The following is a 21,924-nucleotide window of genomic DNA, read 5'->3' as shown; positions in this document are numbered from 1 at the left end:
GCAGGCTCACTTTCGGATCTGGCGTTCGCGCTGGCCCTCGCTGTCGATGGCAGCCACCAGCAGACCCAGTTCCTGCGCCAGGATGTCCAGCACATCGTCGAGCGTCACCACACCAATCAACTCGTCCTGCTCGCCGACCACCGGAATGCGCCGCACACCCTTGCGGCGCATGGTATGCATCAGGTCAATCAGTGAGTCGTCCTCGCGTGCGGTGACCAAGTCGGTGCTCATCACGTCCTCAACTTGCAGCGTGCTGGGGTCGAGATCGGCGGCCACCACAGCGGTCACGATATCGCGGTCGGTGAGCACGCCCACCACGATTCGCTTGCCACCCACCTCATCAACCACAACGAGGCAGCCGACATGGTTCTCCCGCATCAGCCGCGCCGCGCCGTTCAGGGGCGTCTGCTTGAAGGCGATGGTCACGCTGCGTGTGCATATTTCGCCTGTGGTTAAACGTTCACCCATAGCGTTCTCCCCTGTTTTCCTGCCTGTGACACTTCATTCGGCTGGTGGTTCACCCATGCCATGCTTGCCCAGACTCACGCGCTTGGCCTGGAATCCTTCACCGCCCACTTCGGGAATGAATTGCACGGCGCTGCCAATCTGCAGGTGCTCAAACGGCGTACCCGCCACGTTGTCGCGGCTGAAGTAATACTCGTCGCCAGCAGGCGTACGGATGAAACCAAACCCCCCGGCATCGTCCAGGCGCACGAGCTCGCCATGCAGCGCCAGTGCGTGCTGCTTCTCCTGCCCCCTGCGCTTGCGCACGACGTCCTCAAGCTGGCGTTTCATGTGGTCGAAAGCATCGCGCAGCGCCACGTACACGTCTTCGTTCTGGACCCGGTTCACCACCAGTTCGTGGCCCGGCAGCGTGACGTCGATGCGCACGCCGAAAGGGCGGCCCTGATGCTTGTGCTTCTGCTCCAGGTCGATATGGACATGGCAAGCCATGATGTCGGGGGCGAAAGATTCGAGCCTGTGCGCATGTTCACGCGCGCTTGCCTCAAGCGCGTCGGAAGGCTCCATGTCGTGAAATTGAATGTGAACCGGAAGCTTCATCTTGTCCCCTTTGCTGGCATCCCGCTTCATTGTGCGGGTCACCACGGCAAACCGCTTGAGATTTGTCAACGCCAGCAGTTGCGACCTTATTCCCGGCCCGCGGGCTGAAAGCTGTCAAGCCATTGCCATCATGCTGATTGCCACCCCGCTCAGCACGGCATTGCCGGAGAGCGGGTCGCGCGCCTGATCATCCAGCAGCGCATTCAGGTTGGCACCGGGGCGCTGGGCGGCCAGGCTCAGTTGCGCACCGGGCAAGTCGTGGCCCCAGCCGTGCGGCAGGCTGACCACGCCGGGCATCATGTCGGTGCTGATTTGCACCTGCGCCTCAATGCTGCCCGCGCCGTTGCTGATGCGCGCCAACGCTCCTTCTGTGAGTTGCAGGCGCGCCGCATCAGCCGGGTGCACCAGGGCTGTACACCGAAACGGCCCCTTGGCCAGGGTGGGCAGGTTGTGCATCCAGCTGTTGTTGCTGCGCACATCGCGCCGGCCGATGATGACCAGATCGGGCGCATGGCTGTGCAGGTCGGCCCAGGCACGCGGCAGGTCTGCCAGCAGCAGGGGCGGGGCCAACTCAATCTTGCCGCTGGGGGTGCGCAACAGCTCCGGCACACGCGGCTGCAACTCACCCAGGTCAATGCCGCCGCTGCCGCTGGCCGCATTCACCTTGGCCAGGGTCAAGCCATCGGGTTTCAGGCCAAATGCGTCGCCATACGGGCCGGTGCGCAAGGCCACATCGAGCAGGCGTTGGGGCCCGCGCAGGTTTCGGGTGGCGTCCATCACCGCAGCGGCTTGCGCACCGAACTGACGCTGTGTATCTTGCGCAAACTGCGCGTCATCCAGAGCATTCACATCCACGTCGGCTCCTTGACCCTGCGCGATGGCGGCCAGCTTGAGCAGGATTTGCCACTCAGAGGGCCGATCCTCGGCCGGCAGCACCGGTGGGCTGTAGCGGGCATGGTTGCGCCACGACAACTGGGGGAATGACACGTCAAAGTGCTCGTCTTGCAGGGGCGACAGGCCCGGCAAAATCACGTCCGCATGGCGCGTGGTCTCGTTCAGGTAAATGTCCACACTGACCATGAAGTCCAGCGCCTCCAACGCCCGGGCCAGACGCGCCCCGTTGGGCGCCGAGAGCACCGGGTTGGTCGCCACCGTGATCAAGGCGCGGACTTGGTCGGTGCCAGGGGTCTCAATTTCTTCAGCCAGGCAGGTCATGGGCAGCTCACCCATCACCTCGGGCGCGCCACTCACGCGCGAGTGATGGCGTCCCGTGGCCACGCCGCGCCCGCTGCCGCTGGCACCCGACGTGTTGCTGGCAAATGCGGCGGCTTTGGTGAACATGGCACCGCCCGGCGCATCCAGATGGCCGGTGAGGATGTTGAGCACATCCACCAGCCAGCTCGCCAGCGTGCCAAAGGTTTGTGTGCAGGTGCCGATGCGGCCATAGACGGCGGCGCGCTCGGTGTGCGCCAGCTCACGCGTCAATTCAACAATGGTGTCGGCCGCCATGCCGCAGCGCGCGGCCACCGCCTCAGGCGTGAAAGCAGCCACCGCTTGCTGCACCGCATCAACGCCATTCACCCAGTCAGCCACCGCACCCAATCGCACCCACTGCCTGGCAAACAAGGTGTTCACCATGGCCGCCAGCAAAAACACGTCGGCACCGGGGCGAATGAAGTGGTGCGCATCGGCCACGGCGGCGGTCTCGGTGCGCCTGGGGTCAATCACCACCAGGCGGCCACCACGGGCCTGCAGGTCCTTGGCTTTGCCACGAAAGTCGGGCACGGTCCACATGCTGCCGTTGCTGGCCAGCGGGTTGGCACCGATCACCAGCAGCCATTGCGTGCGTGTGATGTCGGGCAGCGGCACCGTCATCCAGTGGCCAAACATCAAGCCGCAGGCCAGTTGCTTGGGCACCTGGTCCAGGCTGGAGGCCGAAAACACGTTGCGCGTGCCCAAAGCGCGGGCCAGCTTGGGAAAATAAGTCAGCAAGCCGTATTTGTGCACCGTCGGGTTGCCCACCGCCACAGCAACCGCCTGGCGGCCGTGCTGGGCCTGTAATGGCGGCAGGCGGCGCGCAATCTCGGCAAAGGCTTCGTCCCAAGTGGCGGCCACATGCCGGCCGTTGCGCTTGATCAGCGGCGTGCGCAACCGGTCCGGGTCGTCATGCAGGTCTTTGAGTGCCACCGCTTTGGGGCAGATATAGCCCTGGCTGAGCACGTCGCGGGTGTCCCCCTTGATGCTGGTCACAACACCGTCCTGTACCTTGATCTCCAGCCCGCAGCAGGCTTCGCACAGGGGGCAAATTCGATAATGGGTGGTGTCCGTCATGGCAGGCCTCGTTCAAGAAAGGTGGCATTGAGTCACAGGCTGAAGCGGGTTGTCCAGAACATGGGTGACAGCCGTGTTTTGCTGAGGCGGCTGCGGGTCTTGCCGGGGCTCAAGATGAACGGCGCGTGATGAACTGAACTGCGGTTTTGATTAAAAAAGTGTCGCCGATTTTTACACCCGCCCCGGGCGCGGCGCCCCTATGGTCGCCAGTGCATAAGCTAAGTCTTTGATTCTTATGGATTCCATTGTCTCTTGCCGTCCATTGGCATGAATGATGCTGTCGATCAAGTGAGCTGTCGTTCGGGCGAACGAAAGCGCAATGACCAGGAGAAACACCATGTCAACCAACAACACAGTACGCAGGATCAGGCAGATTGTCTCTGGTGCGTTAGTTTCGATTGCGAGTACGGCGGCATTGGCAAGCCCGGCCGTATCCACGGTACAACTGCCCGGTGTCAATGAAATGAGCGCTGGCCTGTACGGTGACTTCCAGGTCTACTCACTGGATTTGCTTCAGCAATGCTCGCCAACCGACCCTCGGTGTCAGCCGTACGTCACCAACGGCCCGAACGGCAAGGTTTCGTCTGGCCCCGGCCAGATATCTACAGGGGTGCTCATTTATCAGGGTGGCGCAAGCGGTAATAACTATGACAACGCCAGTGGTCCCTTGAATCCGCTGGCACCGGCGGGGGATAACCCGTTTGTGCCACCGCAAGGCACGACATCGACCTATCAGTTCGCTGCGGCCGACGAGCCGACACCTCCTGTACTTCCCCCGCCGCCCCCGGGTATTCCTGGTTTTACCGGTGATCAGACCGGTACGTGGGAAATTACGCTCGCAGCGCTCGCCGACTATCTCGGTATCGGAACCGCCACTCCGAACAACCTCATCTTTCTTTTCGACAACAATCAGCAAGGTGCGGGAGAGGAAAGTCAGTGGCTGTACATGTGGGCATCGGCTGCTATCCTGGATATCAACGGCGCGCAGGTCGGCAGCCAGTGTTATTCGTTGTATGCTAATAGTTGGAGCGGCACCTGCACAAATCCGACGCTGGTTGATCCGGCATTTGTTGATGGCGTTAACACCGTAGCGAACACAAGCTACGTCGCGATAGTCGGAGATTTCTGCGTCGACAAGCTTACCGGCGTATCGTACGCCGCCACTGGGAATTCCTGCGCGGTCGATGCTACACACACTCAGGGTGGGTACTACATTACGAACAATCTCGGAAATAGTTTCGCGGAATTCGCGGCGTGGAACCAGGCGCTCGAGGATTTCGTTATCGCCAACTACCTGTTGCATCCGGACTATGTGCTGTCGGTGAACGCCAGGTTCGCCAACATGAACGACGGTCCGGAACAGTTGTGGATCGGTGGCACCTCCTTCACGAACCCGCCGGTACTGCCTGAGCCGGGAACCCTGGCGCTGTTAGGGCTCGGCTTTGCCGCAATGTGGACAGCATCGTTCCGCCGTCGGCAAAGCTGATTTTTCGAGTTCATCTGGAAAGACCCCGTGATGCGGGGTCTTTTTTTTTGGTGCGCCCAGCATGGGCGCACTCCTGGAGGTGCAAGTCCTCCCGCAAGCTGATCACAGCGAGCGAAGTGAAGCGCAACTGCATGAGGGCGACCGAATGTGGGAAGGAAGCGTGGAGCGTAAATTGCGAGCCGATGGACAAGAACCGGATAGAAGGCGCTGCCGAGCAGGGCGAGCGGGCCAGAAACCGCAAAGCCCTTGTGATCAAGGCGAAGTGGCGTAAATCCGGCGAAGTCTATTCCTCGTTTCCTCGCGTTTCACCTGACGACCTTGCTGAAATCCGTAAACAAAAGAAGCAGATGTTTACTTGACAACGTGGTGAGTCCCTGTAAACCGCCCGGTGCGGACCCGCATGCCGGGTGGTGTGGCAGGGGTGCAGCCTGTGATGGCTGCTCCCTATGCCGATTGGGCGCGCTTCATCCGCGCCGCAAGATAAGGCACGAAGCCCGAATCCTGGCGGAGACGGGTTTTTTGCTTTCTGCCTGTCATCTATCTCGATGCAGTGGCCCTGCATCACAGCCTGTTTTGCGTCGCGCGCCCCGGTTTATTCTGGTCATGCATTTTTTGCATAAAGCCATTGAGTGCGGATTTATTTGCGCTCAAGTCCCAGGGGGCAGTCCTAGACTGACTGGCATGCAAACAGCCAACCGGTGCCTCACGGCCAGTCTCACGCCTTGCATCTTTCTGATGGCACGAGGCGATCACGCTGCGCGCCAACTATCGACCACCAACCAAGGAAAACACAATGAGAACTCGAATCGAAAAAGACTTTCTGGGCGAAAAAGAACTGCCCGACAGCGCCTACTATGGCGTGCAGACACTGCGCGGAAAGGAAAACTTCCACATCACCGGCATCCCGATGTCGAACGAGCCGTACTTCGTCAAAGCGTTCGGCTACGTGAAGAAGGCTGCCGCACTGGCCAATCGCGATCTTGGTGTGCTTGACGCCAAAATCGCCGATGCGATCGTTAACGCCTGCGACCGTTTGATTGCCGGGGAAATGCGCGACCAGTTCGTCACCGATTTCATCCAGGGTGGCGCTGGCACATCGACGAACATGAACGCCAACGAAGTGATTGCCAATCTGGCGCTTGAGCGCCTCGGCCACAAGAAGGGCGAGTACCAATACTGCAACCCCAACGATCATGTGAACTTCGGGCAATCGACCAACGACGTCTATCCGACCGCCTTTCGACTGGCCCTGATCCTGCGACTGAACAGCTATATGGACGCGCTGGGACAACTGCAAGAGGCATTCTTCGCCAAGGGGCGGGAGTTCCAGAACGTGCTGAAAATGGGCCGAACGCACCTGCAGGACGCAGTCCCCATGTCGCTTGGCCAGGAGTTCCATGGTTGGGGCACGACCATGGGCGAGGAAGTGCAACGCATTGCCGAGGTTCGCCAGTTTCTGCACGAAGTCAACTTGGGCGCGACCGCCATCGGCACCATGGTGACGGCAGCGCCAGGCTATCCGGAGCTGGCCATCAAATACCTGACCGAGGTGACCGGCTGCACCTTCATCCTGGCGGGCGATCTGGTCGAGGCGACATCCGACACGGGCGCCTACGTGCTGCTTTCCGGTGTACTGAAACGGACCTCGTCGAAACTCACCAAGATCTGCAACGACCTGCGCCTGCTGGCCTCCGGTCCGCGTTGCGGCTTCAAGGAGCTCAACCTGCCGCAGATGCAGCCGGGCAGTTCGATCATGCCGGGCAAGGTCAATCCGGTGATTCCAGAGGTCGTCAACCAGACCAGCTTCCTGGTCATCGGCCTGGACCTCACGGTGACGCTGGCCGCGTCGGCGGGGCAGCTGCAGTTGAACGTGATGGAGCCCGTCATCACGTTCGCGCTGTTCACGTCGATCTCCACCATGGAAAACGCCGTCAACAGCCTGAACGTCAACTGCATCCAGGGCATCACCGCCAACGTGGAACACATGCACAGCAGGGTGTTGAACTCGCTCGGCATCATCACGGTGCTCAAGCCTTCACTGGGCTACAAGCTGTGCGGGGAGATCGCGCGTGAGGGCTACGAGACCGGGAAATCACTGCATGACATCGTCGTCAAGGAGCGAAAACTGATGACACAGCAACGCTGGGACGAGATGTTTTCGTTCGAGAACCTGATCAGCCCGAAGTTCGAGCAATAAGCAAGCACGCCAAGTCCGCGTCCAACAAAGAAAGAGAGAAAACAAAATGACAGTTTCAATTGTTCTTCAATTCCTGGTCGTGCTGGCGGCCATCTGGATGGGGGCGCGATCCTCGGGCATTGGCCTGGGTTTGTGGGGCGCGGTGGGTCTGATGGTCTTGATCGGTGCCTTTGGCATCACGCCAACCTCGCCGCCGGTCGATGTGATGCTGATCATCCTGGCCGTCATCATGGCCGCGTCGGTCATGGAAGCAGCGGGCGGCATCGACTTTTTGGTCGGGATCGCCGAGCGCATCATTCGGGCCAATCCGAAGTACGTGACGATCGTCGCGCCACTCACGACCTGGACCTTCACCTTCCTCGCCGGAACGGGGCACATCGTTTATCCGCTGCTGCCGGTGATCTATGAGACGGCGCACCGCAGCGGCATCCGTCCGGAACGACCGATGGCGGTGGCCACCATCGCCTCGCAGCAGGCCATCACCGCCAGCCCGGTTGCCGCGGCCACGGCGGCCATGATCGGCATGTTTGCCGAAAAAGGCATGACGGGCTGGGGGCTGCGTGAGATCCTGATGATTTGCGTACCCGCCACGCTCGTCGGCGTCATCGCCGCCGCCATCGTTTCCATGTTCATCGGCAAGGACCTGAAGGACGACAAGGTGTATCAGGCGCGGCTTGCCGCCGGCGAGATTCCGGCGCCCCAATCGGCCGCTCAGCGCCCGGCGCTCAAGCCGACAGCGAAACTGGCTGCGTTTGTCTTCCTGAGCGGGGTTGCATTGGTCGTGCTGTTCGGCTTCTTCCCGGCACTGCGGCAACTGCCCGGGGCAAAAAGCCCGCTGTCCATGCCGATCGTCATCGAAATCATCATGATGTCCATCGCTGCGATCATGCTTTTGCTGACCAAGGTCGCTGTTGACGATGTTCCCAAGACCGCCACCTTGCGTGCCGGCGTGGTCGCGGTCATCGGTATTTTTGGCCTGGCCTGGCTCGGCGACAGTTTCATTTCCGCCAACAAGGACTTGATTGTTCCAGCGATCGGTGAATGGGCGAAGGTCGCGCCCTGGACCTTTGCCTTCGGTCTGTTCCTGGCCTCGGTGTTGCTTTACAGCCAGGCTGCAACCACCCGGGCGCTGATGCCGCTGGGCGTTGTACTCGGTATTCCGCCCCAGTTCCTGATCGGTATGTTCCCGGCGGTCAACGGCTACTTCTTTATTCCGACCTATGGCTCACTGATCGCAGCGATCAACTTCGACCTGTCTGGAACAACCAAAATTGGACGCTACGTGCTGAACCACTCGTTCATGATTCCCGGACTGGTGGCCACGGTAGTGTCAGTCGCGACCGGGCTGCTGATCGCGCGCATGATTTTCTGATGCGGCAATGGGGCAGGCGATGAGCGGCTCAAATGCCAGCGCCAGCCCCAAAGCGATAAACCCCATCGTCGCCGAGCCTGCGCTGCAAGCGCCCCTCAAACCACAGCGCATGCAGGTGGGCAATCGACTCACCCATGGCAAAGGTGGTCTGGTGCAGGTCCAGCGCGCGTTTGAACAGCAGCGGCAGCAGTTCGGCGGCGCTGCACGGCTTGACGGTGCAGGCCTGCATCACTTCAAGCAGCCGCTCGTCATGATGGTCATGTAATTGTTGAATGCGCGCATGCAAGCCGGTGAAGGGCTTGCCGTGGGCCGGCAGGGTGAGGGTCTGGGCTGGCAAAGCTTTGAATTTGTCGATGGAATCGAGGAACTGCCTGAGCGGGTTCGATTCAGGTTCCTGGTCGTAGACGCTGACGTTGGTGGAGATGCGCGGCAGCATCATGTCGCCGCCGATGAGTACCTTTAATTCTGCGCAGTAGAGCGAGATGTGCTCGGGCGCATGGCCGTAGCCGCTGATGCACAACCAGGCGCGCCCGCCAATGGTGAGCACGTCGCCGTCCTGCAGGCGCCGGTACTGGCGCGGCACGGCTGGCACCAGGGTCGAGAAATAGCTGCCGCGGCCCCTGATTTTTTCCAGGGAGTCCGGGTCGCTCAAGCCATGCAAGGCAAAAAACGCGGCCGCCGCGTCGCTGCTGAAACCGCCCGGGCCCTGGCTGCCGATGCGTGCCAGGCCGAAATCGGTGGCGCTGATCCACAAGCGCACCTGCCAGCGCTCGCACAGCCAGTACGCCAGGCCAATGTGGTCCGGGTGCATGTGGGTCACGATCACGCGCAGGATCGGCAGGCCGTCGAGTTCATCGGCAAAGACCTGCTCCCATTGCGCCTTGGCCGGCTCGGAGCTGATGCAGCAGTCGACCACGCTCCAGCCCGGCTGGCCGTCGATTTCATCGCGCAAGAGCCAGAGGTTGATGTGATTGAGCGCAAACGGCAAGCCCATGCGCAGCCATTTCACGCCGGGGGCGACCGTGACGGCCGTGCCGGGCGTGGGCAGGGTGTGGCCCAGCGGGTAGTGCAATTGCTGTTCGAGTTTGTCGGCGTGTGGATTTGCGCCGGGGGGTTCAGGTGGTTTCAAGCGGGCTCCAGATTTGCGACATAATTGACGTTTACGTAAACGTCAACCAAGGTCGGCATTATAGGTGCATGCGCTCACCGTTGCTGTCCCCAAGGTTGATCACCCTTTATGGCACTCACTTACAACATCAGCGACCTGGCCAAGGAATTTGACCTGACCACGCGGGCGATGCGCTTTTATGAGGACATGGGCCTGTTGCAACCCGAGCGCACCGGCCCGGGTGGTCGTTCGCGGGTCTACAGCGGGCGTGACCGCACCCGCCTGAAGCTCACCTTGCGCGCCAAGCGGCTGGGTTTCAGCCTGACCGAGGCCAAGGAAATCATTGACATGTACGACAGCCCGCGCGATACCGGCGCGCAGCTGCAGAAATTCCTGCTGGTGCTGGCCGAACACCAGAAACAGCTCGAAGCGCAGATGACCGATCTGCAGGCCAACCTGGATGAGCTCAAGGAGCACCAGCGCGAGGCCCGCGCCCTGCTGGCCGCCAGCAGCAAGAAACCAGCGGCCAGCCGCAGCGCCGCCAAACCATCAACTCAACCCAACGGAGACAAAAATGAACCTGCCCGGACTTAACTTTCAACTCGGTGAAGACATCGACGCCCTGCGCGATACCGTGTACGAATTTGCGCAACGCGAGATCGCGCCGCGCGCCGCCGCCATTGACAAAAATGACCAGTTCCCGATGGACTTGTGGCGCAAGATGGGCGACCTGGGCCTGCTGGGCATCACCGTCGGCGAGGAGTACGGTGGTGCCAACATGGGCTACCTGGCGCACATGGTGGCGATGGAAGAGATCTCCCGCGCCTCGGCCTCGGTGGCCTTGAGCTACGGTGCCCACAGCAACCTGTGCGTGAACCAGATCAAGCGCAACGGCAGCCTGGAGCAGCGGCAGAAATACCTGCCCAAGCTGATCTCGGGTGAGCATGTCGGCGCCTTGGCCATGAGCGAATCCGGTGCGGGCAGCGATGTGCTGGGCATGACGCTCAAAGCCGAAGACAAGGGCGGCTTTTACCTGCTCAACGGCAGCAAGATGTGGATCACCAACGGCCCGGATGCCGACACGCTGGTGGTGTATGCCAAGAGTGACCCCGAGCTGGTGAATGACCCCCACGCTTCGCTGCCCCCCGAGGGGGCTGTTTTGCCTAGGGGCGGCCCGTCGGCAAAACGCGGTGCCGTCACCGCCTTTTTGATCGAGAAGGGCATGCCTGGCTTCTCGGTCGCGCAAAAGCTCGACAAACTAGGGATGCGCGGCAGTCATACCGGTGAACTGGTGTTCAACAATGTGGAGGTGCCGGCGCAGAACATCCTGGGCGGCCTCAACAACGGTGCCAAGGTGCTGATGAGCGGGCTGGACTACGAGCGCGCCGTGCTGACCGGCGGGCCGCTTGGCATCATGCAGGCGGTGATGGACAACGTCATTCCCTACATTCACGACCGCAAGCAGTTCGGCCAGAGCATTGGCGAGTTCCAGCTGATTCAGGGCAAGGTGGCGGACATGTACACCGTGCTGCAGGCCGGGCGCGCGTTTGCCTACACCGTGGCCAAGAACCTGGACCTGCTCGGAGCAGAGCATGTGCGCCAGGTGCGCAAGGACTGCGCGTCGGTCATTTTGTGGACGGCTGAAAAAGCCACCTGGATGGCGGGTGAGGGCGTGCAGATATTTGGCGGCAACGGTTACATCAATGAGTACCCGCTGGGGCGCCTGTGGCGCGACGCCAAGCTGTACGAGATTGGCGCGGGCACCAGTGAGATTCGCCGCATGCTGATTGGACGGGAACTGTTTGCGCAGACTTCTTGAAACCTTGCGGGACAGACCGCAGCTCGCGCGTTGTGCGCCAGCTCTGTCCTCAACTGATCATCGGAGGTCCACCAGCTCCGTCCTCAACTGATTAAGATGCCTTCATGAACACCTCCCTGCAAGACCTCTTCGCCCACAACCGCGCCTGGGCCGCGCAGATGGCGCTGGAGCGGCCGGGCTTTTTTACCAAGCTGCAAAGTCAGCAGAACCCCAAATACATGTGGATTGGCTGCTCCGACAGCCGGGTGCCGGCCAACCAGATCACCGGGCTGGCGCCGGGCGAGGTGTTTGTGCACCGCAACGTCGCCAACGTGGTGGTGCATTCTGACCTGAACGCCTTGTCCGCCATCCAGTTTGCGGTGGAGCGCCTGAAGGTGGAACATGTGCTGGTGGTGGGGCATTACGGCTGCTCGGGCGTGCAGGCGGCGCTGGCCGGTGCGCGCATCGGGCTGGCGGACAACTGGCTGCGCCATATTCAGGATGTGCGTGACCGGCACCAGGCGCTGCTGGCAGACTTGCCTGAGCATGCGCGTTATGACGCGCTGGTGGAGCTGAATGTGATTGAGCAGGTGGTCAACGTGGCGCAAAGCACGGTGCTGCAAGATGCCTGGGGCTCGGGGCAGAACGTGACCCTGCATGGCTGGGTCTATGGTGTGTTCAACGGCTTGCTGCAGGACCTGCACATGAGCGTATCAAACCCGGAGGAGTTGGCAGCGCATTACCAGTCGGCCGTGGCCCGCGTCGGCGCCGCCTTTCGCAGCCCTTTGAATTTATAAGAAAATGGCCTCTAGCCCCCGTTTTTATTGCGTAACTAGCTACTGAATATATAGCTAACATGTTTCCTACCCGGCTTGATTCTTCGCTGGCTTACGACATTGCCAAGGCCATGATGGATGGGTTTAACCGCCATTACCGCCTGTTCAGAACCGAGTCGGCGCGCGCCAAGCACCGCTTCGAGACCGCCGACTGGCATGGCCAGCAGCGCGCCCAGCGGGACCGGATCGAGTTTTATGACCTGCGGGTGCGTGAATGTTTTATGCGGCTGGCGCGCGAGTTCAAGGCGGACGAACAGCCCATGGAGGTGTGGCAGCAGGTCAAGCTGCATTACATCGGCCTGCTGGTGGACCACCACCAGCCCGAGCTGGCCGAGACTTTCTTCAATTCGGTGACGACCAAAATCCTGCACCACAGCTATTTCCAGAACGACTTTATTTTTGTGCGCCCGGCGGTGAGTACCGAGTACATCGAAAACGACGAGTCCGAGACCAGCCCGACCTACCGTTCCTACTACCCCACGCACGACAGCCTGGCCGAGGTGCTGGTGCAGATGGTGCTGGACTTTGATTTGCGCTGCCCGTTTGCCGACTTGGGCGGTGACGCCGCGCGGGTGCAGGAGGCCATGGCCGAGCAACTGGGCGACGTCAAGCTGCGCGCCAATTTCCAGCTTCAGGTGCTCTCCGGCCTGTTTTTTCGCAACAAGGGCTGCTACATCGTCGGCAAGCTGATCAACGGCTTTAATGAGTTTCCATTTGCCTTGCCGGTGTTGTACGGCAGGGCAGGCCAGCTGGTGATTGATGCCGTCCTGTTTGGCGAGGATGATTTGCTGATGCTGTTCAGCTTTGCGCGTGCCTATTTCATGGTGGACATGGAAATACCGTCGGCCTATGTGCAGTACCTGCGCAGCATGATGCCGCGCAAGCCGCGCAACGAAATCTACAACGCCCTGGGGCTGGCCAAGCAGGGCAAGACACTTTTTTACCGCGACTTTTTGCACCACCAGCGCCACTCCACCGACAAGTTTCGCATCGCACCCGGCATCAAGGGCATGGTGATGCTGGTGTTTGACCTGCCCTCGTTTCCTTACGTGTTCAAGGTCATCAAGGACTTTTACCCACCGCCCAAGGACACCACGCGCGAGCAGATCAAGGCCAAGTATTTGCTGGTCAAGCAGCACGACCGGGTCGGGCGCATGGCCGACACGCTGGAATACAGCGAAGTGGGTTTTCCGCGTGCGCGCTTTGACGATGAATTGATCGCCGAGCTGGAGAAATTCGCGCCCAGCCAGCTGGAGATCAGCGACCGTGACGGCGACGGCCGCATTGAAGTCATCATCAAGCATGTCTATATTGAACGCCGCATGATTCCGCTCAATATTTACCTGCAGGAGGCGTTTGATGCCGGCGGCGCCAACCCGGACGACACCAGCCCGGCGGCCGCGCGGGCGCGTGAGCAGATCGAGCGCGGCGTCATCGAGTACGGCAACGCCCTGAAAGACCTGGTGGCGGCCAACATTTTCCCCGGCGACATGCTGTGGAAGAATTTTGGCATCACCCGCCACGGCAAGGTGGTGTTTTACGACTACGACGAGATCGAATACATCACCGACTGCAACTTTCGCAAGGTGCCGCAGGCGCGCAATGAAGAAGACGAGATGTCGGGCGAGGTCTGGTACCGGGTCGGCCCCAAAGACGTGTTCCCCGAAACCTTTGCGCCTTTCTTGCTCGGCAACCCGTTTGTGCGCGAGGTGTTCATGAAGCACCACGCCGAGTTGCTGGACGCGGCTTTCTGGCAAAGCCACAAGGAACGCATCCAGGCCGGGCACGTCTATGACGTGTTTCCGTATGATCAGGGCAAGCGCTTTCACCCGGAGATCAGCGATGCGCAAGTACCGTCATCGATCTGAATTTGCGACCGGCCTGGTGGCCGCTCACGCAGACCCCCTCTGCGTCAAACCGATTTTTTAACTGAAAGGACTTGATATGAATGACTCTATTGTTATCGTCAGCGCTGCCCGCACCCCCCTGGGCAGCTTTCAGGGCGACTTTGCAGGCCTGGCGGCCCACGACCTGGGCGGCGTCGCCATCCAGGCCGCTCTGAACCGTGCCAGCGCCAATTCCAAACTCACGCCCGAGATGGTCGATGAGCTGATCTTTGGCAACTGCCTCATGGCCGGCCAGGGCCAGGCACCCGCGCGCCAGGCCGGCTTCAAGGGCGGCCTGCCCAAGAGCACCGGTGCCGTCACCCTGTCCAAGATGTGTGGCTCGGCCATGCGCGCCACCATGTTCGCCCACGACATGCTGCTCGCCGGCAGTGCCGACGTGCTGATGGCCGGTGGCATGGAGAGCATGACCAACGCGCCTTATCTGCTGCAAAAAGCGCGCGGCGGCTACCGCATTGGCCACGACCGCATTTTTGACCACATGATGCTCGACGGCCTGGAAGACGCCTACGAAGCCGGTCGCTCGATGGGCACCTTTGGCGAAGACTGCGCCGCCAAATACGGCTTCACGCGCGAACAACAAGACGCTTTTGCCACCACCAGCGTGCAGCGCGCACAAGCCGCCACCAACTCGGGCGCATTTGCCGCGGAAATCGCGCCGGTGACGATCAAGGGCCGTGCCGGTGACACCGTCATCTCCATCGACCAGGGCCCCGGCAAGGTCAAGCTCGACAAGATCAGCAGCCTGAAGGCGGCCTTCAAGAAAGACGGCACCATCACGGCGGCCAGCAGTTCCAGCATCAACGACGGCGCCGCTGCGCTGGTGCTGATGCGCGCGTCGACCGCCGCCAAACTCGGCTGCCAGCCGCTGGCGCGCATCGTCAGCCACGCCGTGCATGCGCAAGAACCCGAATGGTTCTCGACCGCCCCCATCGGTGCCAGTCAAAAAGTGCTGGCCAAAGCCGGCTGGGCGGTCAAAGACGTGGAGCTGTGGGAAGTCAACGAAGCCTTTGCCGTGGTGCCGATGGCGCTGATGCATGACCTCAAACTGAGCCATGAGATCGTCAACGTCAACGGCGGCGCCTGCGCCCTGGGCCACCCGATTGGCTGCAGCGGTGCCCGCATCATCGTGACGCTGATGTACGCGCTGCGGGCCCGCGGCCTGAAAAAAGGCGTCGCCACGCTCTGCATCGGTGGCGGTGAAGGCACTGCCGTGGCCCTCGAAATGCTATAAAGTTAATAGCTGTCTGCGCAAGACGGACGGGGGCTAGCGCCCCCTTTTTTATAAATTTGACGAATGATTGAGAGCCTGACCCATGTTGCTAACCCAAGACCAGGAAATGATCCGCGACGCGGTGCGCGCCTTTGCCCAAGCCGAACTCTGGCCCAACGCCGCCCAGTGGGACAAGGAGCACACTTTTCCCAAGGAGGCGCACAAGGGGCTGGCCGCGCTGGGCGCCTACGGCATTTGCGTGCCGGAAGAACTGGGCGGGGCCAACATGGACTACCTGACGGTGGCGCTGGTGCTGGAAGAAATCGCCGCCGGTGACGGTGGCACCAGCACCGCGATCAGCGTCACCAACTGCCCGGTCAACGCCATCCTGATGCGCTACGGCAACACCGCGCAGAAGAGGCAATGGCTGACGCCGCTCGCGCAAGGCCAGTTGCTGGGCGCGTTTTGCCTGACCGAGCCGCATGTGGGCTCGGACGCGTCCGGCCTGCGCACCACGGCCACGCGCGAAGGCGATGCTTATGTCATCAACGGTGTCAAGCAGTTCATCACCAGCGGCCAGAACGGCGACGTGGCCATCGTCATTGCCGTCACCGACAAGGGCGCGGGCAAGAAGGGCATGAGTGCCTTCATCGTGCCGACCGACGTACCCGGCTACGTGGTGGCGCGGCTGGAAGACAAGCTCGGCCAGCACAGCAGCGACACGGCGCAGATCAACTTTGACAATTGCCGCATTCCGGTGGAGAACCTGATTGGCCTGGAGGGCGAGGGCTACAAGATTGCCTTGGGCGCTCTGGAGGGTGGGCGCATCGGCATTGCCGCCCAGAGTGTGGGCATGGCGCGCAGCGCCTTCGAGGTGGCGCTGGCCTACGCCAAAGAGCGGCAAAGCTTTGGCACCGCCATCTTCAACCACCAGGCGGTCGGTTTCCGCCTGGCCGAGTGCGCCACGCAACTGGAGGCAGCGCGCCAGCTCATCTGGCACGCCGCGTCCTTGCGCGATGCCGGACGCCCGTGCCTGAAAGAAGCCGCCATGGCCAAGCTGTTTGCCAGCGAAATGGCAGAGCAGGTCTGCAGCGCCGCCATCCAGACCCTGGGCGGCTACGGTTATGTCAGCGACTTCCCCGTCGAGCGCATCTACCGCGACGTGCGCGTGTGCCAGATTTATGAAGGCACGTCGGACGTGCAGAAGATCATCATTCAAAGAGCACTTTCCTGAGACTTTGCGGGACAGACCGCCGTTACGCGAAGCGAACAAGCTCTGTCCTCAACATTTCAGGGGTGTTTTTGCGGGACAGACCGCCGTTACGCGAAGCGAACAAGCTCTGTCCTCAACAACAGCACAAAGCTCGCCGACAGACCAAGGCCTGAGCCTCACTATTTATAACAAATTGACCTCTAGCCCCCGTGTAATAAGCGTTAGTAGCTATTAAATGCATAGCATATTCGGCTGGGTGCCTTGTCCGGACGCCGGGGCTGCCTGTTATTTGGGCGTTGTGACGCAGCCCGCACCGGCTGTGGCTTTGGCGCCTTTTCAGCCGCTTCGTCCACAAAGTTGTCCACAGAAGTTGTGCATCAATGGCGAGCGGTTTGGGCCGCTTCTTTGGCCCTGTCAGGGCGGCATCTTTTAGGGAATATTTATTTTTTTCAAGTTCCTTTGCTTGTCAAATTGCGTATTTTTCTGCTAGGCGCTTGCACCTTCTTGACCCGTAAATTGGGACTTATACCAGTCGCCTGTTTATTGGGCACCGTGTTGCAGCCCGCGCCCAGCAAGGGTTTGCCGGGTTGTCCCTGAACTGCTGCACAAAGTTATCCACAAAATTTGTGGAGCAAATAGCACCTGCGGTCCCGGCCCTGCGCCAGTTTTCGCGCCCGGCCTGCCGGGCCGGGTTTTGCCGGGCGCGCCCGTGCTGGCTTCGCGCGCCGGGCCCCGGGCTCGGCCTCTCAAGTTATCCACAAAATTAATAGCGAAGAATCCGCACCGGGCGGCGCTTAAGTCCGTGCCGGCGGCCCTGAACGCCGAAACGCCGCCGGCGAGGTGCCGGTCCAGCCGCGAAAAGCCCGGATGAAACTTTTCTCGTTCTGAAACCCGGCCCCTTGCGCCACTTGCTTGATCGGGCGCGAGGTGCGCAGCAACAGCGCCAGCGCGCGACTTTGACGCACATCATTTTTGAGCGCCTGCAGCGAGGCCCCTTCGTCCTTGAGCTGGCGGTGCAGGCTGCGCGGCGAGAGCTTGAGCAGCGCGGCCAAATCGTCCGCGTTGTGGCTTTGGTCCGGCTGCGTCTGCAGTGCCTGGCGCACGCGCTGCACCAGCAGGCGGTCGCGCCGGTATTGCAGCACCGTCAAGGGCAGCGCACGTTGCAGCATCTGCTGCAGGGCCGCCTCATCGCGGCGCAGCGGCAGGGGCAGGTAGCGCGCATCGAAGCGGATCGCCGCGGGCGCCGTGTTGAAGACGCTCGGGCCGGAGAACAGCACCCCATAAACGTCCTGGTGCCTGGGGGCGGCAAACGGAAACTGCGCGCCCTGCAGGGGGATGCGCGAGTCGATCAGCCAGCAGGCCAGACCATGGATGTTGCGCAACACCGAGACCAGGCAGAACTCGCGCAAGTCGCCCAAGGACCGGTGCTCGGTGATGGACAAAGTGGCGGTGTCGCCCGCAACCGTCAATTGCAGGGTGATGTCATCGGCAATCAGCCCGTGGTGGCGGCACCAGCGCTGCAAGGCCAGGCCCAGGCTGGGGGCGCTGATGCTGGCACGCGCCAGCATGCCGTAGCTGCCCCACGGCAGGCGGCGGCTGAACCAGCCCAGGGCCTCGTCGTCGAGCTCCTGCATGGCGGCACCCGAGATGCGCTCCATTTGGGCCGCGGTGATGCGGGCCGCCGGGTCCGCCAGGTCAGCTGGCGCAATATGTGCCAGTTCCAGCGCCTTGGCCGGGTCTTTGTGCTGGTCCGCGTAAGCCTGCACAATGGCCTTGACAAATGCAATGGGAGTCAGGGCCGGACCGGCGGTCAGGCTGGCGCCGGCGAGTGCGGGATGGAGTGGGCGGGACGGCATGAGCTGGAGTATGTGACGCTTTGGCACGATTTGCAACCTGGGTGGCACACATGGATGGCGTCGGACCGCTATGCTTGTCGCTGCGATGGCTATCCGGGCTTGTGCCCACTTGGGGGAATTACCATGACACCAACTACCGCGGACACTTCGCGTGCGCCCGCCTTGACCTGCAGCTTGTCCAGCGGCGCGACCGATGGGCCCTTGATCGAGCAGACGCTGGGTGACTTTTTTGACGCCATGGTGGCGCGCCAGCCCGACCACGAAGCGCTGGTCAGCGCGCACCAGCACCAGCGCTACAGCTACCGCGCGCTGCAAACAGCGAGTAATCAACTGGCCAGCGCCTTGCTGGGCTTGGGCTTGAAGCCGGGCGAGCGGGTCGGCATCTGGTCGCACAACAACGCGCAGTGGCTGCTGATGCAGCTCGCCACCGCCAAGGTCGGCCTGGTGCTGGTCAACATCAACCCGGCCTACCGCGTGGCCGAGCTGGACTATGCCCTGAACAAGGTGGCGTGCAAGGCCCTGGTGACCATGGCCCGCTTCAAGACCAGTGACTACCTGGGCATGCTGCGTGAACTGGCACCAGAGTTGGACACGTCGCAGGCGGGCGCCTTGCAGGCCGCCCGCCTGCCGCATCTGCGCACGGTGGTGTGGATTGACGAGCCGGGGCAGGCCGATGAAGCGCCGGGCCTGCTGCGCTTCTCGACGCTGCTGGCTTCGGGGGACGCGGCGGACCCGCGGCTGGAGGCCATTGCCAGCACGCTGCGCGCCAGCGACCCGATCAACATCCAGTTCACCAGCGGCACCACCGGCTTCCCCAAGGGCGCCACGCTGACGCACCGCAACATCCTGAACAACGGCTTCTTCATTGGCGAAGCCATGAAGCTCACCTCCAAGGATCGCCTGTGTATTCCGGTTCCGCTGTACCACTGTTTTGGCATGGTGCTGGGCAACCTGGCCTGCCTCACGCACGGCGCGACCATTGTTTATCCGAGTGATGGCTTCGATGCGCTGGCCGTGTTGCAAACCGTGCAGGACGAGCAATGCACCGGCCTGCACGGCGTGCCTACCATGTTCATCGCCGAGCTGGACCATCCGCGCTTTGCCGAGTTCGACCTGACCAGCCTGCGCACCGGCATCATGGCCGGCTCGCCGTGTCCGATCGAGGTCATGAAGCGGGTGATGCGCGACATGCACATGCTGGAAGTCACCATCGCCTACGGCATGACCGAAACCAGCCCGGTGAGCTGCCAGAGCAGCACCACGACGCCACTGGAAAAGCGGGTGTCAACCGTCGGCCTGGTGCAGCCACACTTGCAGGTCAAGGTGATTGATCCGGTCAGCGGAGAAACAGTGGCGCCGGGCGTGTCAGGCGAGCTGTGCACGCGCGGCTACTCGGTGATGCACGGTTACTGGGAAGACCCGGGCCGCACCGCCGAGGCGATTGACGGCGAGAAATGGATGCACACCGGCGACCTGGCGACCATGGACATTGAGGGTTACGTCAACATCGTCGGGCGCATCAAGGACATGGTGATTCGCGGCGGTGAAAACATTTACCCGCGTGAGATCGAAGAGTTTCTCTACCGCCACCCCCAGATTCAGGACGTGCAGGTGGTGGGCATCCCGGACCCCAAATACGGCGAGGAGTTGTGCGCCTGGATCGTCCCGAAGCCGGGCCAGACCCTGAGCGAAGACGATGTCAAAGCCTTCTGCAAGGGCCAGATTGCGCACTACAAGGTGCCCCGCTACATTCGCTTTGTGACCGGGTTCCCGATGACCGTGACCGGCAAGATCCAGAAGTTCAAAATTCGGGATGACATGAAGCAGCAGCTTGGACTGCAAGAAGACAAAACGGCCTGAAAGAAGTTCTATGCCCATCCTCGACACCAAACTCAATGCCCGCTCCGCGGATTTCCAGGCCAACGCCAAAGCCATGCGCGTGCTGGTGGATGACCTCAACGCGCAGACCGCCCGCGCCGCTTTGGGCGGTGGCGAAGTGGCCCGCGCCCGGCACACCGGGCGCGGCAAGCTGCTGCCGCGGGACCGGGTGCAGATGCTGCTGGACCCCGGCACGCCGTTTCTGGAGCTGTCACCGCTGGCCGCGATGGGCATGTACCCGGACCGCGACGGCACCGACAGCGCGCCCAGCGCCGGTGTCATTTGCGGCATTGGCCGCATCGAAGGCGTGGACTGCATGATTGTGTGCAATGACGCCACGGTCAAAGGCGGCACCTATTACCCGATGACGGTCAAAAAGCATTTGCGGGCGCAGGAGATTGCGCAGCAAAACCGCCTGCCCTGTGTATATCTGGTGGATTCGGGCGGCGCCAATCTGCCGAACCAGGACGAAGTGTTTCCCGACCGCGACCACTTTGGCCGCATCTTCTTCAACCAGGCGACCATGAGCGCGCAGGGCATTGCGCAGATTGCGGTGGTGATGGGCAGCTGCACGGCAGGCGGCGCCTACGTGCCGGCCATGAGCGACGAGGCCATCATCGTCAAGAACCAGGGCACCATCTTTCTGGGTGGCCCGCCGCTGGTGAAGGCCGCCACCGGTGAGGTGGTCAGCGCTGAAGACCTGGGCGGCGGCGACGTACACACGCGCCTGTCGGGCGTGGCCGATCACTTGGCGCAGAACGACCTGCACGCGCTGGCGCTGGCGCGCCAAGCGGTTGCCCATTTGAACCAAATCAAGCCTCCAGCCCCCGCGTTACTTTGGTCAGTAGCTCCTAAGTTTTTAGCAGAAGAGTTGTACGGCGTGATTCCGACCGACACACGCAAACCGTTTGACGTGCGCGAAATCATCGCCCGCGTCGTCGATGGCTCCGAGTTTCACGAGTTCAAGCCGCGTTACGGCACCACGCTGGTCACAGGCTTTGCCCATATTGAAGGCATGCCGGTCGGCATCATCGCCAACAACGGCATTTTGTTCAGCGAGTCGGCGCTGAAAGGCACGCACTTCATCGAGTTGTGCTGCCAGCGCAAGATTCCTCTGGTGTTTTTGCAGAACATCACCGGCTTCATGGTCGGGCGCAAGTACGAGAACGAAGGCATTGCGCGCAATGGCGCCAAGATGGTGACTGCCGTCGCCACGGCCGCGGTGCCGAAGTTCACCATCATCATCGGCGGCAGTTTTGGCGCCGGCAACTACGGCATGTGCGGCCGCGCCTTCAGTCCGCGCTTTTTGTGGATGTGGCCGAACGCCCGCATCTCGGTCATGGGCGGCGAGCAGGCGGCCAGCGTGCTCGCGACCGTCAAGCGCGACGGCATCGAGCTCAAGGGAGGGGCCTGGAGCATGGAGGAAGAAGAAGCCTTCAAGGCGCCGATCCGCCGCCAATACGAGAGCCAGGGCCACCCGTATTTCGCCACCGCCCGCCTGTGGGACGACGGCATCATCGATCCCGTGGACACCCGCCGTGTGCTGGCGCTGGGCCTGAGCGCTGCGCGCAATGCTCCGATCGAAGATACCCGGTTCGGCATCTTCCGCATGTAGTGGCTGCAGCGCGAAACTGATTTTGATCTGATGAAAACCTTGCGAGGCTGACCGC

At 61.7% G+C, this 21,924-nt stretch carries 17 protein-coding genes; 12 read left to right on the top strand and 5 right to left on the bottom strand.

The window, feature by feature from the left end; translation table 11 throughout:
- Positions 1-6 precede the first annotated feature (6 nt).
- The 3 genes from WA157_RS18965 to WA157_RS18955 all read right to left on the bottom strand — a co-directional run bounded on the left by WA157_RS18965 (position 7) and on the right by WA157_RS18955 (position 3,393).
- The gene (locus WA157_RS18965; protein ID WP_422622464.1) at positions 7-468 is read right to left on the bottom strand and encodes a CBS domain-containing protein; all 462 of its coding nucleotides are present in this window, start codon (positions 466-468) and stop codon (positions 7-9) included.
- Between the two features lie 33 nt (positions 469-501).
- Positions 502-1,062 carry an HPF/RaiA family ribosome-associated protein gene (locus WA157_RS18960; RefSeq protein WP_422622463.1) on the bottom strand — a complete coding sequence of 187 codons (561 nt, stop codon included), beginning with the start codon at positions 1,060-1,062 and terminating at the stop codon, positions 502-504.
- Positions 1,063-1,176: 114 nt separating this feature from the next.
- A complete protein-coding gene (locus tag WA157_RS18955) occupies positions 1,177-3,393 on the bottom strand; it encodes a molybdopterin-dependent oxidoreductase (RefSeq protein WP_422622462.1) in 2,217 nt (738 codons plus the stop codon).
- 337 nt (positions 3,394-3,730) lie between these two features.
- Between WA157_RS18955 and WA157_RS18950 the strand changes: the two genes are divergently transcribed.
- The 4 genes from WA157_RS18950 (at position 3,731) to WA157_RS18935 (ending at position 8,448) form a co-directional block, all read left to right on the top strand.
- Positions 3,731-4,879, top strand: a complete 1,149-nt coding sequence (locus WA157_RS18950; protein ID WP_422622461.1) for a PEP-CTERM sorting domain-containing protein — start codon at positions 3,731-3,733, stop codon at positions 4,877-4,879.
- Positions 4,846-5,238, top strand: a complete 393-nt coding sequence (locus WA157_RS18945) for a hypothetical protein (protein WP_422622460.1) — start codon at positions 4,846-4,848, stop codon at positions 5,236-5,238. Before WA157_RS18950 ends, WA157_RS18945 begins: the two co-directional genes overlap by 34 nt.
- 434 nt (positions 5,239-5,672) lie before the next feature.
- Positions 5,673-7,076 (top strand): aspartate ammonia-lyase, encoded by a 1,404-nt coding sequence (locus WA157_RS18940; RefSeq protein WP_422622459.1) that lies wholly within the window; start codon positions 5,673-5,675, stop codon positions 7,074-7,076.
- A 46-nt stretch (positions 7,077-7,122) separates the two neighbouring features.
- Positions 7,123-8,448, top strand: coding sequence for an anaerobic C4-dicarboxylate transporter family protein (locus WA157_RS18935; protein ID WP_422622458.1), 1,326 nt, complete (start codon positions 7,123-7,125; stop codon positions 8,446-8,448).
- A 28-nt stretch (positions 8,449-8,476) separates the two neighbouring features.
- Here WA157_RS18935 and WA157_RS18930 read toward each other — a convergent pair whose 3' ends face one another.
- Positions 8,477-9,577, bottom strand: coding sequence for an MBL fold metallo-hydrolase (locus WA157_RS18930; RefSeq protein ID WP_422622457.1), 1,101 nt, complete (start codon positions 9,575-9,577; stop codon positions 8,477-8,479).
- 108 nt (positions 9,578-9,685) lie between these two features.
- Between WA157_RS18930 and WA157_RS18925 the strand changes: the two genes are divergently transcribed.
- From WA157_RS18925 to WA157_RS18900, 6 genes are all read left to right on the top strand, one after another.
- A complete protein-coding gene (locus tag WA157_RS18925; RefSeq protein WP_422622456.1) occupies positions 9,686-10,150 on the top strand; it encodes a MerR family transcriptional regulator in 465 nt (154 codons plus the stop codon).
- The gene (locus WA157_RS18920; protein WP_422622455.1) at positions 10,131-11,375 is read left to right on the top strand and encodes an isovaleryl-CoA dehydrogenase; all 1,245 of its coding nucleotides are present in this window, start codon (positions 10,131-10,133) and stop codon (positions 11,373-11,375) included. The genes WA157_RS18925 and WA157_RS18920 overlap by 20 nt, the downstream gene beginning before the upstream one ends.
- Positions 11,376-11,479: 104 nt before the next feature.
- Positions 11,480-12,151 carry a carbonate dehydratase gene (can, locus tag WA157_RS18915; protein ID WP_422622454.1) on the top strand — a complete coding sequence of 224 codons (672 nt, stop codon included), beginning with the start codon at positions 11,480-11,482 and terminating at the stop codon, positions 12,149-12,151.
- Between the two features lie 59 nt (positions 12,152-12,210).
- The gene (gene aceK / locus WA157_RS18910; RefSeq protein ID WP_422622453.1) at positions 12,211-14,058 is read left to right on the top strand and encodes a bifunctional isocitrate dehydrogenase kinase/phosphatase; all 1,848 of its coding nucleotides are present in this window, start codon (positions 12,211-12,213) and stop codon (positions 14,056-14,058) included.
- Between the two features lie 76 nt (positions 14,059-14,134).
- Complete coding sequence (locus tag WA157_RS18905; RefSeq protein ID WP_422622452.1) at positions 14,135-15,328, top strand: acetyl-CoA C-acyltransferase; 1,194 nt, start codon at positions 14,135-14,137, stop codon at positions 15,326-15,328.
- An 82-nt stretch (positions 15,329-15,410) separates the two neighbouring features.
- Entirely contained in the window at positions 15,411-16,541 is a 1,131-nt protein-coding gene (locus WA157_RS18900; RefSeq protein ID WP_422622451.1) for an acyl-CoA dehydrogenase family protein, read from the top strand.
- A gap of 773 nt (positions 16,542-17,314) precedes the next feature.
- Here the strand turns inward: WA157_RS18900 and WA157_RS18895 are convergent.
- The gene (locus WA157_RS18895; RefSeq protein WP_422622450.1) at positions 17,315-18,376 is read right to left on the bottom strand and encodes an AraC family transcriptional regulator; all 1,062 of its coding nucleotides are present in this window, start codon (positions 18,374-18,376) and stop codon (positions 17,315-17,317) included.
- A 123-nt stretch (positions 18,377-18,499) separates the two neighbouring features.
- Here WA157_RS18895 and WA157_RS18890 point away from each other — a divergent pair, with 123 nt between their 5' ends.
- A complete protein-coding gene (locus WA157_RS18890) occupies positions 18,500-20,236 on the top strand; it encodes an AMP-binding protein (RefSeq protein ID WP_422622449.1) in 1,737 nt (578 codons plus the stop codon).
- A 10-nt stretch (positions 20,237-20,246) separates the two neighbouring features.
- Complete coding sequence (locus WA157_RS18885; RefSeq protein WP_422622448.1) at positions 20,247-21,869, top strand: carboxyl transferase domain-containing protein; 1,623 nt, start codon at positions 20,247-20,249, stop codon at positions 21,867-21,869.
- Positions 21,870-21,924: the final 55 nt, after the last annotated feature.

Origin of the sequence: Rhodoferax ferrireducens, assembly GCF_049302455.1 — a bacterium.
GTDB lineage: Bacteria > Pseudomonadota > Gammaproteobacteria > Burkholderiales > Burkholderiaceae_C > Rhodoferax > Rhodoferax ferrireducens_B.
The sequence above is the reverse complement of the archived record's forward strand: the minus strand, read 5'-3'. Positions and strand labels throughout refer to the sequence as shown.

Bases quoted from the DNA above. Each gene is read 5' to 3' on its own strand.
- WA157_RS18890 (WP_422622449.1), top strand. From the start codon at position 18,500: ATGACACCAACTACCGCGGACACTTCGCGTGCGCCCGCCTTGACCTGC.
- WA157_RS18965 (WP_422622464.1), bottom strand. From the start codon at position 468: ATGGGTGAACGTTTAACCACAGGCGAAATATGCACACGCAGCGTGACC.
- WA157_RS18955 (WP_422622462.1), bottom strand. From the start codon at position 3,393: ATGACGGACACCACCCATTATCGAATTTGCCCCCTGTGCGAAGCCTGC.
- WA157_RS18960 (WP_422622463.1), bottom strand. From the start codon at position 1,062: ATGAAGCTTCCGGTTCACATTCAATTTCACGACATGGAGCCTTCCGAC.
- WA157_RS18900 (WP_422622451.1), top strand. From the start codon at position 15,411: ATGTTGCTAACCCAAGACCAGGAAATGATCCGCGACGCGGTGCGCGCC.
- aceK (WP_422622453.1), top strand. From the start codon at position 12,211: ATGTTTCCTACCCGGCTTGATTCTTCGCTGGCTTACGACATTGCCAAG.
- WA157_RS18935 (WP_422622458.1), top strand. From the start codon at position 7,123: ATGACAGTTTCAATTGTTCTTCAATTCCTGGTCGTGCTGGCGGCCATC.
- WA157_RS18925 (WP_422622456.1), top strand. From the start codon at position 9,686: ATGGCACTCACTTACAACATCAGCGACCTGGCCAAGGAATTTGACCTG.
- WA157_RS18940 (WP_422622459.1), top strand. From the start codon at position 5,673: ATGAGAACTCGAATCGAAAAAGACTTTCTGGGCGAAAAAGAACTGCCC.
- WA157_RS18905 (WP_422622452.1), top strand. From the start codon at position 14,135: ATGAATGACTCTATTGTTATCGTCAGCGCTGCCCGCACCCCCCTGGGC.
- WA157_RS18895 (WP_422622450.1), bottom strand. From the start codon at position 18,376: ATGCCGTCCCGCCCACTCCATCCCGCACTCGCCGGCGCCAGCCTGACC.
- WA157_RS18920 (WP_422622455.1), top strand. From the start codon at position 10,131: ATGAACCTGCCCGGACTTAACTTTCAACTCGGTGAAGACATCGACGCC.
- can (WP_422622454.1), top strand. From the start codon at position 11,480: ATGAACACCTCCCTGCAAGACCTCTTCGCCCACAACCGCGCCTGGGCC.
- WA157_RS18885 (WP_422622448.1), top strand. From the start codon at position 20,247: ATGCCCATCCTCGACACCAAACTCAATGCCCGCTCCGCGGATTTCCAG.
- WA157_RS18950 (WP_422622461.1), top strand. From the start codon at position 3,731: ATGTCAACCAACAACACAGTACGCAGGATCAGGCAGATTGTCTCTGGT.